The 15,959-nt window shown below is 40.0% G+C and carries 12 protein-coding genes and 2 pseudogenes; 6 read left to right on the top strand and 8 right to left on the bottom strand.

What is annotated here, in order from left to right:
- The first annotated feature begins 395 nt into the window (after nucleotides 1-395).
- Entirely contained in the window at nucleotides 396-1,019 is a 624-nt protein-coding gene (locus tag FTT87_RS12130) for a bifunctional 2-polyprenyl-6-hydroxyphenol methylase/3-demethylubiquinol 3-O-methyltransferase UbiG (RefSeq protein WP_180044453.1), read from the top strand.
- Nucleotides 1,020-1,155: 136 nt separating this feature from the next.
- Here the strand turns inward: FTT87_RS12130 and FTT87_RS12125 are convergent, their stop codons facing one another.
- The 7 genes from FTT87_RS12125 to FTT87_RS12095 form a co-directional block, all read right to left on the bottom strand.
- Nucleotides 1,156-1,656 carry a Dps family protein gene (locus FTT87_RS12125; RefSeq protein ID WP_086194901.1) on the bottom strand — a complete coding sequence of 167 codons (501 nt, stop codon included), beginning with the start codon at nucleotides 1,654-1,656 and terminating at the stop codon, nucleotides 1,156-1,158.
- A gap of 776 nt (nucleotides 1,657-2,432) precedes the next feature.
- Nucleotides 2,433-3,791 carry an ATP-binding protein gene (locus FTT87_RS12120; RefSeq protein ID WP_180044455.1) on the bottom strand — a complete coding sequence of 453 codons (1,359 nt, stop codon included), beginning with the start codon at nucleotides 3,789-3,791 and terminating at the stop codon, nucleotides 2,433-2,435.
- Nucleotides 3,791-4,453, bottom strand: a complete 663-nt coding sequence (locus FTT87_RS12115; protein ID WP_086194903.1) for a response regulator — start codon at nucleotides 4,451-4,453, stop codon at nucleotides 3,791-3,793. Before FTT87_RS12115 ends, FTT87_RS12120 begins: the two co-directional genes overlap by 1 nt.
- Before the next feature lie 140 nt (nucleotides 4,454-4,593).
- Nucleotides 4,594-5,901 (bottom strand): TolC family protein, encoded by a 1,308-nt coding sequence (locus FTT87_RS12110; protein ID WP_104442406.1) that lies wholly within the window; start codon nucleotides 5,899-5,901, stop codon nucleotides 4,594-4,596.
- Complete coding sequence (locus FTT87_RS12105) at nucleotides 5,898-6,224, bottom strand: DUF3240 family protein (protein WP_016165445.1); 327 nt, start codon at nucleotides 6,222-6,224, stop codon at nucleotides 5,898-5,900. Before FTT87_RS12105 ends, FTT87_RS12110 begins: the two co-directional genes overlap by 4 nt.
- Nucleotides 6,217-9,300 (bottom strand): efflux RND transporter permease subunit, encoded by a 3,084-nt coding sequence (locus tag FTT87_RS12100; RefSeq protein WP_086194905.1) that lies wholly within the window; start codon nucleotides 9,298-9,300, stop codon nucleotides 6,217-6,219. The genes FTT87_RS12105 and FTT87_RS12100 overlap by 8 nt, the downstream gene beginning before the upstream one ends.
- A gap of 10 nt (nucleotides 9,301-9,310) precedes the next feature.
- Complete coding sequence (locus FTT87_RS12095) at nucleotides 9,311-10,549, bottom strand: efflux RND transporter periplasmic adaptor subunit (RefSeq protein ID WP_180174928.1); 1,239 nt, start codon at nucleotides 10,547-10,549, stop codon at nucleotides 9,311-9,313.
- A gap of 604 nt (nucleotides 10,550-11,153) precedes the next feature.
- On the opposite strand from FTT87_RS12095, the pseudogene FTT87_RS12090 reads away from it, so the two are divergent.
- The 3 genes and pseudogenes from FTT87_RS12090 to FTT87_RS12080 all read left to right on the top strand — a co-directional run bounded on the left by FTT87_RS12090 (nucleotide 11,154) and on the right by FTT87_RS12080 (nucleotide 13,952).
- A pseudogene (locus tag FTT87_RS12090) lies at nucleotides 11,154-12,304 on the top strand (IS3 family transposase).
- 62 nt (nucleotides 12,305-12,366) lie between these two features.
- Nucleotides 12,367-12,828 (top strand): annotated as a pseudogene (locus tag FTT87_RS12085) (ABC transporter ATP-binding protein); the annotation flags it as partial.
- A 95-nt stretch (nucleotides 12,829-12,923) separates the two neighbouring features.
- The gene (locus FTT87_RS12080; protein WP_180174927.1) at nucleotides 12,924-13,952 is read left to right on the top strand and encodes a transposase; all 1,029 of its coding nucleotides are present in this window, start codon (nucleotides 12,924-12,926) and stop codon (nucleotides 13,950-13,952) included.
- A gap of 166 nt (nucleotides 13,953-14,118) precedes the next feature.
- Here the strand turns inward: FTT87_RS12080 and FTT87_RS16255 are convergent, their stop codons facing one another.
- The gene (locus tag FTT87_RS16255; protein ID WP_166171441.1) at nucleotides 14,119-14,268 is read right to left on the bottom strand and encodes a hypothetical protein; all 150 of its coding nucleotides are present in this window, start codon (nucleotides 14,266-14,268) and stop codon (nucleotides 14,119-14,121) included.
- A 553-nt stretch (nucleotides 14,269-14,821) separates the two neighbouring features.
- On the opposite strand from FTT87_RS16255, the gene FTT87_RS12070 reads away from it, so the two are divergent.
- Both FTT87_RS12070 and FTT87_RS12065 read left to right on the top strand, forming a co-directional pair.
- Nucleotides 14,822-15,241, top strand: a complete 420-nt coding sequence (locus FTT87_RS12070) for a DsrE family protein (RefSeq protein WP_180044076.1) — start codon at nucleotides 14,822-14,824, stop codon at nucleotides 15,239-15,241.
- A gap of 399 nt (nucleotides 15,242-15,640) precedes the next feature.
- A partial coding sequence (locus FTT87_RS12065; RefSeq protein WP_180174926.1) for a transposase family protein occupies nucleotides 15,641-15,959 on the top strand: 319 nt, incomplete at its 3' end.

Below are 15,959 nucleotides of genomic sequence, written 5' to 3'. Positions count from 1 at the left end.
TCCCGCCATTAAAATGTTAGGTGCAGCATAAAGCCTGCATCTGCAACATAACCCTATTCGACACCTTCCAACTGTGCTGGAGTCGGTCGGTTTTCTTTACATCAATTCGACAGTATTTATCCAGCTGAACCAAGCGAATTGCATCACAGGCATCTGATTTAGGCTTGAATCTTGGCATCAGTGGACGGAATTGAACCGCTGTACCATCAGCTCATTTAAAGAATTAGGCTTTTTTAGGTTTGTGCTTATTTTCTTTTAGTCGTGCATGTTGTTTGGCATTAAAAAATTTAGATCATGCTGCAAGATGACAAACCTGTTGTTGTAGCGACATGTGTTTGGGGTAGCTACAATCGATGAGGTATTTTTAGATTTTATTGAGTAAAAGGATGATCCATATGCATCAAGAATGGGACAAACGTTATCGGGAAACACAACATTTATATGGCTCAGAAGCAAATGTATTTATTCAGGACATCAGCCAACGTTATGCGATTTCTGGCCGTACCTTGGCTATTGCAGAGGGTGAAGGGCGTAATATCCTGTATTTAGCACGTACAGCACGAGAGAAGCATTTAGCATTTAGTGCCGAGGCGTGGGATTATTCGCAAGTTGCTCTTGAAAATGCCCAGGTATACGCACAAGAACAAGGGATTGAATTGCAAACCCGGCAGATCGATTTGACTACAGTGAAATGGCCAGAAGATCAATATGACAATATTCTGTGTGTATTTGGTCATGTCGATCCAGCTACCCGATTAAAAACCTTGCAGGGTGTACGTCAGGCACTAAAAAATCACGGTCATTTTATTGGTGAGGTATATTCCAAAGCACAATTTGCTTATAAAACCGGTGGTCCTGGCAATCCTGATTTTCTATATGATCCTCAAGAAATTTTAGAAGTATTTCAGGACGATCATATTGTTCACTTTTTTGTCGGAGATGTAGAACGTTATGAAGGACAATTGCATCAGGGCAAAAGCCACGTGATTCAATTTATGATTGAAGTGCTCAAAAAGTGAAGCTAACAATTAAATTATGAGCTGAGTCACTCTCTCATTTATTTATAAAAAATGAGAACCATCTGTTTTTGCAACAGATGGTTCGCTTGATTGATAAGCTTGCGGAGATATCTACCGGTTGAATAGCAGTAGATCGTTACTCTTCTAACAGGCTTCTTAACATCCAGGCTGTTTTTTCATGAACTTCAAGTCTTTGTGTGATCAGATCTGCTGTTGGCTGGTCATTAACTTCATCCACGATGGGAAATAGACTTCGAGCAGTGCGTGCAACAGTTTCATGTGCATTGACCAGCAGGCTGACCATTTCCTCGGCTTTAGGAACACCTTCTACTTCTTTAATGGCAGTTAATTTTACAAATTGTTTATAGGTTCCTGGCGCAGGAAATCCCAATGCCCGAATTCGTTCAGCAATAATATCCAGGGCATTCCATTGTTCGGTATATTGAGTCATAAACATGTTATGTAAGCTATTGAATTGTGGCCCAGTCACGTTCCAATGAAAGTTATGGGTCATCAAATATAAGGTATAACTATCCGCTAGCAGTTTAGATAACCCTTCCACGATTTTGGCACGATCACTATGAGAGATACCAATATCAATTTTCACTGCTTTAGATTCTTTTTTAGAACTCGCCATTTTTGAGACTCCTTGTATTTTAAAGGTATATTTATATTAATTTAGCTCGATCTACTCTCTAAGACCTGAGCAATAGAGACTACGTGTTTTAGCCCTGATAAAGAAATTTTTGAACCGTCGACCCATATTCAAATATTCTGCAGGATATCAGCAAAGCTGCAAACATTAGTATTCTGTTGAGTTATATAAATAACATACATCTTACCAAGATGTATTGAGAATTAACGAGAGTTAATTACGCTCGCACAAATATAAATTATGGCAGCAAAACTTGAGTATGTTTTATAGCTAAGTATGGCTATACGTTTGAATTATTTTCAATTTAAAAAAGTAATTTTCGATAAAATATCGCCATTGATACATACAATGATCAGATATACGCTGAACTTTATACAGTTAGCTTTGGGAAGCATTACTGCTTTTACGCCATGATGATCAAATTCCTTCAATAACTAATTTAGTATGTGTACCGCTATGTATACAATCTGTGACTTTACCGAGGCAGAGTTGTTCCATTTTCGCCCATTGAGCATCTGTAAGCATGTATCTATCCATGATGAAACTATAAACGAAATAGTCTTATTGGCCCAATTCTCAACACACCATAAAAATCAAGTTATGCTTTTTAATAAAATTTATGCCGATTTTCACTGTCATATTGCAGCCTCTTATCTAAGTGTAGGATCGCGAGCTTATTTGACCTCTGTCACCACACGTAGTGGTGACAACCTAATTTAAAATTTTAAAAATTACTCTTGGGTACTATCTTAGTACAGTTATTTATTTTTGATTTTAAACTCAATCCTAATCACCAGACCGCCAATGGCATCTGCCCGGCGGGACTCAATTTTTCCGTGGTATAGATCGACAATTTGCTTAACAATCGATAAGCCTAGACCACTGCCAATAACTGTACTGTTCTGATTCACTCGATAAAATCTTTGAAAAATCAGAGGTATTTGTGCTTCATCCAAACCGATTCCATTGTCCTCAATCTGCACAAAACTATAATTTTCAACACAGCCACAACTAATTTTAATGAGACACGGACGTTCCTGGCTACGATAGATAATGGCATTTTCTAAAAGATTACGGAGCATAATTTCCAATTGATCCATTTGTGCCATGACCAGGGCTGACTCCAGTTGTAGCTGTAAGTCAATCTTTGCCTGACGAAGCTGAAAATCCATCATCGCAAGGGTACTTTGAATCATATTAACCAGATCAACCGGGCCTTGAATTTGTTGACCATTGGGTTCTATCCGGGCCAAGGTCAGTAACTGCGTGATCATTCGTGAGGCCTTATCAATGCCAATGATAATGTCCTCTGCTGCTTCTCGTGCCTCCTCAGTAGAACGTGCACTCTGCAAAACTTGTGCATGCAAACGGATCGCCGCCAAAGGTGTACGTAACTCATGGGCTGCATTTGAGGTAAAACGTTTTTCACGTTGCATGCTTTCTGCAACTTCACTCAATAATGTATTTAATGACTTCACCAAAGGTTCGATTTCTTTGGGCACGACAGGGTTGATGGGTTTTAAATGTTCAATCGACTGCTTTTCCAGATTTTGACTGATACTGAATACAGTGGACAAATTGCTACGTACGGTCTGCAAAATCAGCCAGGACAATAATGGTAAAAAAAATGCTGAAACCACTATTAAAAATAGTAGCATATCTCTCTGGATATCCTGACGGATGGTCCAGACCTGTGCAATTTGTACTTGTATAGTGTGAGTGCTGTCCCAAACCGAATAACTGCGATAGGTTTGATTGTGAATTTTAATCCAGCCAAAGTTGGCTTGCTGAACAAAGGGGTGTGTGTCCACGCCAACCGAACGATAAATCAACTTGCCATTACGATGCCAAATCTGAAATATAATCTGATTATAATGCTCACCTTGAGCTTTCTCGATGACAGTATGGTCAGGGATTCGCCCTTCCAGTGAACTTGAAGTGGTCGAGAGTAAAGCATGGGCGGTTTCGACCAGTGATTTATCAAAGATATTGTTCGCCGTGCGCTGCATTCCCCAGTAGATACAGCCTAGACTACCCACCCAGACAGTGGCGGTGATAACCAGTAAAATCAATGAGAGACGCCGGGTCAATGAATAACTGCGGATGAAATTGGCCATCAATAATTTTCATCCATAATATAGCCAAAACCCTGTACTGTACGGACAATGTTTTTTCCAAGCTTGCGCCGTAAATTATGAATATAGACCTGGATCACATTGCTGCTTACATCCGCATCATAGGCATAAAATGAGTTTTCTATGCTCTCCCGTGAAATAATCCGGCCACGGTTAAGAATAAAGAGTTCCAGCAAGTGAAATTCTTTCTGAGTTAATTCAACTTCAGTTTGATCTCTCAGTACCTGTTTGGTCGCTTTATTAACTGCAATATTGCCAATCTGAATCAAATCACTCACTTCACCTGAAATACGGCGCAATACCGCTTGAATCCGTGCAATGACTTCATACAAATCATATGGCTTAACTACAAAATCATCTGCTCCTGCATCCAAACCTGAAATACGCTCCTGAATTTTATCCTGAGCAGTCAGAATAATAACGCCTACTTTATTCTTTTTACGGCGCAGTGACTTTAAAACTTCCAATCCATTCCGGTCTGGCAAACCTAAATCAAGCAAAATAAACTGATAATCATAACTCGCCAAAAAATGATAGGCTTGCTCTGCTGTGGTGGCGATATCGACCACAAAATTTGCATGATCTAAGCCCCGTGCTGTCGCCTTAGCCAGTAAGGCATCGTCTTCAACTAACAATATTCTCACGTCTGAGCTACCTTCTCATTCTGCTACTTATAAGCCTATATTTATTTCTGTGAAAGCGGCAGGTACTCTGGCCCAAGAAAGACAGAACACCAACCGAATAATGATCATACAAGGCATTGATATATCAGCACTCTACTATTTTACTCTGCCTGATGATCCTCATGTAAAGGCCATAACTGATGCGAATTCAGCAATAGTAAACTCAAGCTTTCTGCATAATCAATTTTGGCTTGATCAATTCGACCGCGCGCATCAACCAGTTGCTGTGAATGAAGTAACAGTTCATTTAAACTCAATTCACCAAGCTTATATGCTTTTTGCATCAATCCATGTTGTTGCTGTAACTGTGCCAAATTCTGTTGAGCCTGCTCACTCCGTACAGTTGCCGACTCCATCTGCGTAAACCAGTATTGCGTTTCCTGACGCAAACGGTTTTCTACTCGTCCGATCTCAAAATTGGCCTTTTGAGCTTCCGCCATGGCCATACCAGAAGCTATACGCACTTGCCGACTGGCGAGTGGAATTGAAACGCTCACACTCATCAAGTTTTCAACGCCAGACTGTTCACGACTATAGCCCACTCCGACCGTAGGATTAGGTACCCGATTGAGTTGCTCTCTTTTGACTAATGCATCTTGCTGTGCTGCCTGTGTTTTAACCAGCTCAAGCTCATGGTTGGCAGACAAAACCTGCTGTATCCATTCAGTCTGTGTATATTCGAGTGGTCGAATTTTGATGACATCACTGCTCCAGTGTTCTGGAATATTTCCCTGATAATCACGTGACAATAACTGCTGTGCTTGATAGTAAGCTGTTTTAGCCTGCATATATTGCTCTTCGATTTGCCGCGATTCATTGCTAAGTAGCATCAGTTCCAGTCGTGGGGCATCTCCAGCACGAATACGCTGCTGGGTCATTTGCATATAGTGCTGTATTCTTGCTTGCTGTTCCTCTAAACGCGTCAATTGCAAAGCACTGCGCATATATGCAAACCACTGATTTAGCAAATTTTTGGCAACTTCATGTTTGGCATCTTCATATTTTAATTCCGCAATACTCATCCCTCGTTGCGCCAAATCCTGATCCAGCTCGTATTTGCCAGGCAAACGAATCTGCTTTTCAATACCAAAGCTCGGCTCATAACTATTGGACTTTGTTTGACCATCCTGGGCGTTGCTGTTACGAAGCTGCATGCCTGCACGCACGGTCCAGGGATGGCCCAGTTTTAGCCCCTGTCCTGCAAAATTGGCATAGTCCTGGTCCGAAACTGCCGATCGAACAGTTGGATGCTGTAACAAGCTCTGTTTGACCGCATCGAGTTGCGGCAAGACTTGATCCAAAGCGGGTTCCGCGGATACGACAGAAGTCATCATCACACAACAGCCCAAGCCCAGTAAACGTAAGGCTTTACCCAGCAAACGGGGTTGAGTCGCTATCTCTGGTTTCATTCGTTCACTTCTCCTTGACCAGCATAACCCGATGTTATGGTTGGTAATACCCAATAGAAACAGTCACTTGATTTAAATTTCTTTTGGATATGGGCTAAAACTAAAGGTACAGTTGCGAGGGGTAAAATCAACAGAATCAAATTACGCTCAGTTGCACCCCGAATTTTTTCTTGAATGTTGCGATAATGTTGGCGGCTGCCGAAACCTTGTGCCGGGATACAGGTACATCCTGTCACAATCTCGGGAATAAGCCATAAATGGCTCATTAATTCTTCCGCAATATCACTGGAGATGTTGATAGAGAGTTGGCACATTTCAGACATGAGTATCTCGCACTAAACCAAATTGTTTGAACAAGTTAGGAAGTAAAATCAGCGTCAGTAAGGTGCAGGAAATTAATCCCCCAATCACCACGATCGCCAATGGACGCTGAATTTCAGCACCTGGCCCAGTGGTAAAGAGCAAGGGAATTAAACCCAAAGCCGCGATACTTGCAGTCATCATTACTGGACGTAAACGTCGCATCGCCCCCTCACGAACCACTTCTTCAATTGCAACGCCGCGTGAAATGAGCTGGTTAAAATAACCGATCATCACCAAACCATTCAGTACGGCAATCCCCATTAATGCAATAAACCCAACAGAAGCAGGTACCGATAAATATTCACCGGTAATGGCTAAGGCTACGACTCCCCCAATTAAAGCAAAGGGAATATTCACAAAAACCAGTACTGCCTGACGAACAGACCCTAAAGTTGTAAAGAGCAGGAAGAAAATCATGGTCAACGCTGCAGGGACAACCAGCATCAGACGCGCTGCTGCACGTTGTTGATTTTCAAACTGTCCACCCCATTTCAATGAATAGCCGGCCGGTAATTTAACTTTCTGGGCAACCTGCTGTTTTGCTTCCTCGACAAAACCAACCAGATCCCGGTCACGCACATTGGCACGGACAACGGACATTCTTGAAGCATTTTCCCTGTCAATTTTGACGACGCCTTCAGTCTTGACCATTTCTGCTAAAGAGGACAACGGTACAGCCGCTGAGTTTGCAACAGGTAAATTCATGTTCGCGAGGGCAAAACTGGATTGTCCCAGACGTGGATCACCTTTCATCATCAATGGAACTGGTCGCCCCTGTTCAATAATCGAACTAATCTGCTGCCCTTCAATGAGCATTTTGAGTTGTGCCTGTATGCTCTGACTATCTAACTGATTGCGGACAGCCATATCACGACGAATACGTAATTCCTGATATTGCACCCCAGAATTTTCCAAAGTCATGACATCTTCACTGCCTTTGATCCCTTGTAGAACGGTAGAGATTTGCTTAGACAGCTGATTCAGCTGATCTAAATCGGTACCAAAAATTTTGACGGCCAAATCTCCACGTACACCCGATAACATTTCTGAAGTCCGCATTTCAATCGGCTGACTAAAGGTGAGATTGACCCCAGGAACATCGGCCAATACATGGCGAATTTTGGCTAAAATCTGCTCCTTACTTTGTCCCTGCCACTGATCTTGCGGTTTCAAAATGACAAAGCTATCGGTTTCATTTAAGCCCATAGGGTCAAGGCCCAGTTCATCCGAACCGGTTCTTGCCACAATGCGGGCCACTTCTGGAACTTGTTTTAGAATTCTTCTTTGAATGTCCAGATCAAGTGCAATCGAATTTTGCAGGCTGATCGATGGCATTTTTTCCAGCTGCAATATGGTGTCACCTTCATCCATGGTTGGCATAAAGGACTTACCAATGAGTGGAAAAATGAGTGCAGCAACCACCAAAGCACCTCCGGCCAAAGCATAAACACGTTTCGGATGGGCCAAACTTGCATTTAACACCTTGCTATATGCCTGTTCCAGCTTAGCAACAATATACGGCGTGTGATGTGCTTGAGATTTTAAAAAATAGGAACACAGCACCGGAATAATCGTTAATGAAAAAATCAGTGAGCTCGACAATGCAAAGACAATGGTCAGTGCCACTGGAGAGAAAAGCTTCCCTTCCAGACCTTGCAACGTCATTAACGGAATGAAGACCAGCATAATAATGATCATTCCTGCAGTCACCGGCACCGCCACCTCACAAACTGCGCGATAAATGACATTCAGCGGGGGTAAAAACGAACGGTGTTTGGACTCGTGTGCATCTGCCAGTTGCATTTCGATATTTTCAACCACCACAACCGCCGCATCGACCAGCAAACCAATGGCAATGGTTAAACCACCCAATGACATCAGGTTGGCACTTAATCCAAACTGACGCATCATTAAGAAAGTACTCAACGCAGATAAAGGTAAAATCGCGGCAACCACCAAAGCGGCTCTTAAATTGCCTAAAAACAACAGCAATAAAATCAGGACCAATACAATCGCCTCGACCAAGGTTTTACTCACGGTATGAATGGCACGATTCACCAGTTCACCACGGTCATAAAAAGGCTTGATCGTAACGCCCGGGGGTAAGTTTTTCTCAATGTCATGCAAATGTTCACGCACACTTTGCACAACCTGACGTGCATTGGCGCCTTTTAAGGTGAGGACAATCCCTTCAACAGCTTCACCCTGACCATTTTCGGTTACCGCTCCGTAACGGGTAAGGGCACCGGTATGAACATCGGCGACATCCTTCACTTGCACCAGCGTCCCCTGATGATTGGAAACAATAATCTCACCCAGCTCTTGTAAATTGGTGACACGACTATCGCTACGAATCAGTAATGATTCTCCATTTTCATTCAGACGCCCCGCACCGTCACTTGCATTATTTAATTCAATTGCTTGTTTTAACTGATCAAGAGATAGACCTCTCGATGCCAGAGCATCCAGGTTAGGTGTCACTTCAAAGGTACGTGCCAAACCACCCAGGACATTGACATCCGCTACCCCTTCAATTTTTCTGAGCTGTGGACGGACGACCCGATCGAGCAAGGTTCGTTTTTCCATATCACTCATAGGACCATGTAAAGTGAACATAAAAGATTCACCTAATGGCGTCGTCATAGGCGCAATCCCGCCAGAGGCATTGCCAGGCAAAGCTGACATGACTCCAGTCAAACGCTCATTGACCTGTTGTCGGGCCCAATAAGGATCTGTCCCTTCTGCAAAATCCAGGGTAATGATTGCAATAGCATATTTAGATTGTGAACGTAGTACAGTTTGATGAGGGATTCCCAACATTTCCTGTTCTATCGGTACCACAATACGGCTTTCCACCTCTTCTGGCGTCATGCCAGGAGATTTCATCACAATTTGAACCTGTGTGCTTGATACATCGGGAAAGGCATCAATCGGCAATTTGGTAAATGCCAAATAACCCGCAACACTGATTGCCATACCCAATAACAGCATTAGGATTCGTTGACTCAGTGAAAATGCAATAATACGTTTTAACATGTGCCTAACCTCAATTCACCGCAGTGCTACTGCTGGCAGGTGGTGCCTGCTCTGCACCGAAACCTGACCAAACGGCTTTTAGACGTTCGACACCCCGCACAGCAACTTGAATTCCAGGTTTTAATGCATTTCCAATCACATGACTTTGCTGCTGGTTCGCACCCACCAGTTCCACAGGCATTGCCACGAAACCATTTTGGTTCTTGATAAAAATGAAGTGCTTGTTATCTTTTAAAGTTAAGGCAGTACTCGGTATTACCCATGCGGTTTTTGTTGTCGGGTTATGGCTTTGAATATTCGCTTTAACAAACTGTTGTACTTTTAAACAGTTATCCTTGGCCTGCATTTGGACTAGAACATTTTGAGATTGCGTATTGCCTGAAAGTGCTGGTGCAATTTGTTGTACCTGCCCGGTAATTTCACACCCCTCAACTTTGACCAAATCGCCAATCTGGATATATTTGCTATCCGCTAAAGGGGCTTGCAGCATTAATTGCAAAGGTAGATCACTATTCACCAACTGGCCCAGTACTGCACCAGTTTCTACATATTGACCTGCAGATACCTGTAAACTTTCTACACTGCCTCTGGCTGGACTTTTGACATACACCACGGGATTCAATCCCTGACTGCTACTTCCTCCCATAAACTGCAACATGCGTTGCTTGGCATTCAGATCAATATTCAGTCGTTGCACTACATTCTGGGCTTCCTGTACACGTTTTTCAGCAATAATCCCTTCTGCATATAAACTGCGTTCACGTGCCAAATTTTGGCTGGCTAATTGCAGTTGTGCACGAATTTGTAAAATTTCATTTTGAATCTGAATTAAATCGGGACTGTGAATAGCCAGTACAGGACTATGGAGACCAACTTCGGCTAAAGGTTGCACTAGTACCTGTTGCACTATACCCGCTACAGGACTCGTTAAGACCACTTTACTTTGAGGTGACCACTGCGCTTGCCCCTGCAAAGTCAGGGCGAGTTGTACATCTCTTGTCGCTTGTCCTAAAGTTTGTAATTGAATACCTGCTTGTTGAATCTGTGTGGGCGAAATTAAAATCTGATTACCAGACACATCTATTGTCTCTGTTTCATTGGCGACTACATTTTGTGTCTTTGATTTTTCCGCTTTATTTTTATTTAGTAGTAAACTGCTGCCCCACCAAATTCCTAAAATCACCAAGACCAATGTGCAAATACTGATAAATAGTTTTTTATTTCGTAATACACTCACTTGCTGACTCACTGATCTACCCTCAAAAATATTTTCCCTCAGGGTAAAATCAAGTTCTTAAGATCTGATTAAATTTGAAAATTCAATTTTTTCGAGGCTTAAGCAAATGCTGGGTCGTAAAACTGTAGAAGTAAAAATTATCAAAGATGCCTTAGAGATTGCCCAGGCAAAAAGTACATATCGCAGATGCCCTTATTGCTACCCGGCGATACCCCACAGAACAATTGACATACTCGCCCCACCTACGCAAAAGGTGAGCTAGTACAACTCTAGTCCTTCTCTTTTTCAAGTCAATTGCTTATCCGCTATTCAGGTTAGTAAAAGATATTTAAATAAAATCCCTACAATGTAGGAAAAATTCTTCCATATACTTTACTTTCTGAACTTTAATCATTATTTTTTAAAAGCAAAATTAATCATGCACGATTTTAATCTGAATTAATTCAGATTAAAATCAACTACTTATATAGATATTTTTTATTTTTACTTTATTATAAAAATTATTAGGCTAAATTAAAATCAAAACTCAGAGGTGGATCAGGAAATTTGAACAACACCTATAAGTGATATTTTGCTCCCCAAATGATGTTATAAACATCGATATAAGGAGTATTTTATGGCACGTAGACCAAGAAGAAATCATTCAAATGATTTTAAAGCTAAGGTAGCACTTGCTGCGATTAAAGCAGAAAAAACACTTGCTGAATTGAGTGCTGAATTTGATGTTCATCAAAACCAAATTATCGACTGGAAAAATCAATTGATTTCGGCTTCCTCGCAAGCCTTCGATCAATCAAAAGCTCCAGCAGAACCACCCATTGATCTAAAAAAACTACATGCAAAAATCGGTGAGCAGGCATTAGAAATTGATTTTTTAGAAGGTGTGTTGAAGAAACTGGGCCGCTTCAACCACAAAAGTTAATCGACGACTCACTTCAGATTTCAGTATCTAAGCAAGCTAAGCTACTGAAAGTCTCCCGTGGTTGTTATTACTATCGCCCAAAACCTGTGAGTGCATCAGATCTGAAGCTGATGCGCTGTATTGATGAATTACATATGCAATACCCTTTTGCAGGTAGCCGGATGATGCGTGATTTATTGAACCGTCAAGGACATCATATAGGACGACGTCATACACGTACTTTAATGAAAAAAATGGGCATTAATGCGTTATATCGTAAACCAAATCTAAGTCAGGTCAATCAAGCTCACCGTAAATATCCATATCTGCTCAAAGGATTGAATATTCAACGGAGTAATCAAGTGTGGTCTACGGATATAACATATATCCCTATCTATGGCAAAAGGCTTTGTCTACTTATGTGCTGTGATTGATTGGTACAGCCGTAAGGTGCTTGCGCATAGAGTATCGATTAGTATGGAGGTTGCATTTTGTATAGAAACATTAAATGAAGCTATTGAAAAATATGGTCGACCTGAAATATTGAATACAGACCAAGGCAGTCAATTTACCAGTGATGCGTTTATTGAAGTGTTAAAATCAAATGACATCCAAATCAGCATGGACGGTAAACTTGCGCAGTATACTGCTCATAGGTCGATAATGTGATGATTGAACGATTATGGCGGAGCGTTAAATATGAGGAGGTTTATCTCAAAGCCTACAGCAATGTTTTGGATGCGAAGAAGCAATTAAACGCATATTTTGAATTTTATAATTTGAAACGACCTCATTCGAGTCTGGACAAAATGACTCCAGATGAGTTTTACTATGACCAGCTACCACAACAAAATAAGGTAGCTTAACTGAGCAGAATATCACTTATAAATACGCTTTTAGTTGTTCAAACAAGTGGAACCACCTCTATTTAAACGCATTACGACGTGACAAAATTGGTTTTATGTTCCAAACACCTTATTTGATTCCTTTTTTGAATGTTTTAGATAATGTTGCGCTATTACCTATGCTGGCAGGTGTTCCTAATAACATAGCACGTGCAAGTGCTTTAGAAATTTTAACGGCTTTAGATGTTCAGCATCGTATTCATGCCATGCCTGGGCAATTATCAGGTGGTGAACAACAACGTGTAGCTATTGCACGCGGCTTGATTAATAAGCCACCTGTCATTTTGGCAGATGAGCCAACGGCACCTTTAGACAGCGTTCGTGCCATGACTGTAATTCGTTTGTTGCACGAAATGGCGGAAAAATTTCAAACAGCAATTATTGTTGTTACACATGACGATAAAATTATTCCGACTTTCCAGCGACTGTATCATATTCGTGAGGGAATAACGTATGAAGAAAAAGGAGAAGGTCGTAGTTTCTAAAAGCTTAGAAATTTAAAGTATTTTATCTAGTTGATAGATTAGGACTTACGCATTGACGGATTCAAAAAAGTATTAAAATACTTTATAAAGTATCTGTGATCAGACGAATTAAAAATGCTTCTACAGCAACTTGTACACTACCCATTTATATGGGCTTTCTCATGACAGAACCGAACTCTATTAGCTGCACACAACTTGCCGAGACTTATAACATCTCGCATGATAGTGTAAATCGCTTTCTAGAGCGTGAAGACTACACACCTCACGACCTATATCAAGAAGCAATTCAACATATTGATAATAATCAACTTATACTCAGTATTGATGATACTGTTTTAGATAAACCGTATAGTCAGCATATGGACTTGGTTAGCTATTTTTGGTCAGGCAAACACCATCGATCCGTCAAGGGTATTAATCTCATTACCTTGTATGCGACAGATCAAAATGGTCAAAATATTCCAATTAATTTCCGAATTTATGACAAATCTGAAGGTAAAACCAAGAATGATTACTTTATGGATATGTTAAGTGAAGTACTCAGTTGGGGTGCAAAGATTCAATTCATTACAGCTGATAGTTGGTATTCATCGACTGGAAATCTAAAAACCATAAGAAAACATGGTATTCGATTTATGTTTGGTATCGACTGTAACCGTAAGGTTTCCCCAGAAAAAGGACAATGGTTTCAACTGCGTTTATTGCCGAATTTCCATCAGGGTCAAGTGGTCTGGCTCAAAGATTTTGGCTTTGTACAATTATTTAAGACTCAGTTAAAAGAACAGCAGAGGTTTTATATTGTGCATCAAGATGAAGATGATTTATTGTCCTTTGAGGGTTTTCATGAATTACATTCAAGTCATTGGAAAATAGAACAATATCATCGGGTGATTAAACAGGTTTGTCATATTGAAAAGTTTCAAGTAAGACGATCTAAACTGATTTTGAATCATATTTTTTCAGCCTTGATGGCCTACGTGGAGATACAAAAGAACCAGTTTGAGCAGATCTTTGAAAATGTATATTGTTGGCAGAAGAAATTATTTAGACCAATGATCAAAAACTTCATTGATGACTTTATTCTCGATAAAAATCATCTGCTACCACAGAGAATCTATAAATAATACTGCGTAAGTCCTATAGATTTAGATTAATAGCTTAATTTTTTCAATAAGCTGAATAAATTTTCTTTTTATTGCGTTGTTTTAAGTGGTATTCATCTGCTTTGGATAAACGAATAGTTTTTATATTTTTACGATGATATGTAATTGAACCAAATGTCTTGATTCCTCAAATTTGATTTTTAATTCTTGACTTGATATATCCACGAACAGCATAGAATTTTGTTTTTAAGCCTTCTACCAAATGCTCAATCATTTTAATGTCTGCTGTATGTTCATTAGGTAAAGCTGTACTGACAATCTTGCCTGACTGACTCATGATTAAATGCAGCTTACAGCCAAAGAACTAGTCCATTGAGCTTTTACCGCGTGTTGCAATGGTAGATATTTATACCGTTGAATACGCTGATTTTTGCATACAGGCAGCGTAGTCGATCGATCCAAAATAATAATTGCTCTGATAATCTTTCATCAAGGCAAAATGTAAAGCATACAGTGCCAATCGATGTGCTCTGATGAGATAAACTATCCGTTGTTAACAAGGTAAATATCTAAAGAGTTGACCGTGATTTTGCTTTAATGAAAAGAATAAAGCTTTGAGATTATGGAAATACGAAAATTTATACTAAATGGCAATAAACACGATTTACGAAACTTTTAATTGAGAGGATCGTATTTTAAAAATTGCCAATAAGTTACTTCGATTTTTGAAAAAAGTCATCAATCATGCAGAAGAAATATGTAAAATCAAACATGGTTTCTGAAAGCGTAGGTTGTGTGGTAACTCCCTAATAGTATGTAGCCACCTTTTTTTTAAGCCAATTTCTTATCCACAATTCAGGTTATATTGATTTAAAAAGAGTATAAATCCTATGAAATTTATTAAAAACTTGAGCTTGTCTTTTCTGCTGTTTTTTTCAAGTTTATCGATTGCAGTAGCAGAAACAACAAAAGATCCATTATTTGTATTGCTTACCAGTAATGATGCCCATCGTACAAAGATGGCCATCGGCATGAGTAATAATCAATTCCAAAAAGGGCATCCCTTGACTGTATATTTAGTCGATCAAGGGGTTATGCTTGCTTCTAGCCGCTTCGAACATAGATATGCAGAGCATCAGGCCATGCTGAAAAATATAATGGTCAATGGTGGACAAGTCTTTATCTGTAAAATGTGTATGGATCAATATGGTGTTAAAGATGGTGATCTTATCAAAGGTTTAAAATATGCGAATCCTGATGATATGGGGGAAGCAATTTTTCAACCTGGTACCAAAACTCTATCATGGTGATTTAATCAGATTCCTTATAACAAAGTATAATAAAACCTATTAAATCCACGTGACGTTACTCAGAGAACTATAAAGCTACAGCCGTGAAATTTCAGGGCTGTAGCTTTATAGAAATACCACAACTTTTCGCAACAAGAATAGCATTCAGTATTCCTGCTAATAGCTCAGGAAGAGAAGAATTTCATTTGGATGGTCTACTTTTAGATGAAATATGCATTTTCAATTGCTTAACCATTAAATAAAAAGTTGACAATGAGATACCCCAATGTATCGCTTTGAACTAAGGATCAGAACGAAGATTGTTTTTTGATTTATGAAAGAAGTTTAATAATATTAGACAATAATGAGAATACTTATTAGACCTCTTGCGAAAGTCAAAACCACCTCAATCTAAGTTTCATGAGATATCAGAACTTAAACCGTTTTTCAGATTCTGAATTTAAACGCTTGGTTGGCGTACCTCGACCAGTTTTTACCGAAATGGTAGAGGTTTTAGAAAAAGCAGAATCACTCAAAAAGAAATCAGGTCGTCCTCATACTTTAGCTATAGAGGATCAGTTGTTATTAACGCTCAATTACTTACGGAACTACAGTACTCAACTGGAATTGGCGGCAAATTACCATATCGCTGAAAGTAATGTGAATCGAACCATTAAAAAGGTTGAAGATGCATTGATGACATCAAGATGTTTTACTCTGCCAAAACGAAGCATTACCA

Source organism: Acinetobacter sp. YH01022 (assembly GCF_013420235.1).
GTDB lineage: Bacteria > Pseudomonadota > Gammaproteobacteria > Pseudomonadales > Moraxellaceae > Acinetobacter.
Note: the sequence above shows the minus strand (reverse complement) of the source record. Positions and strands in the feature narration are given on the sequence as shown.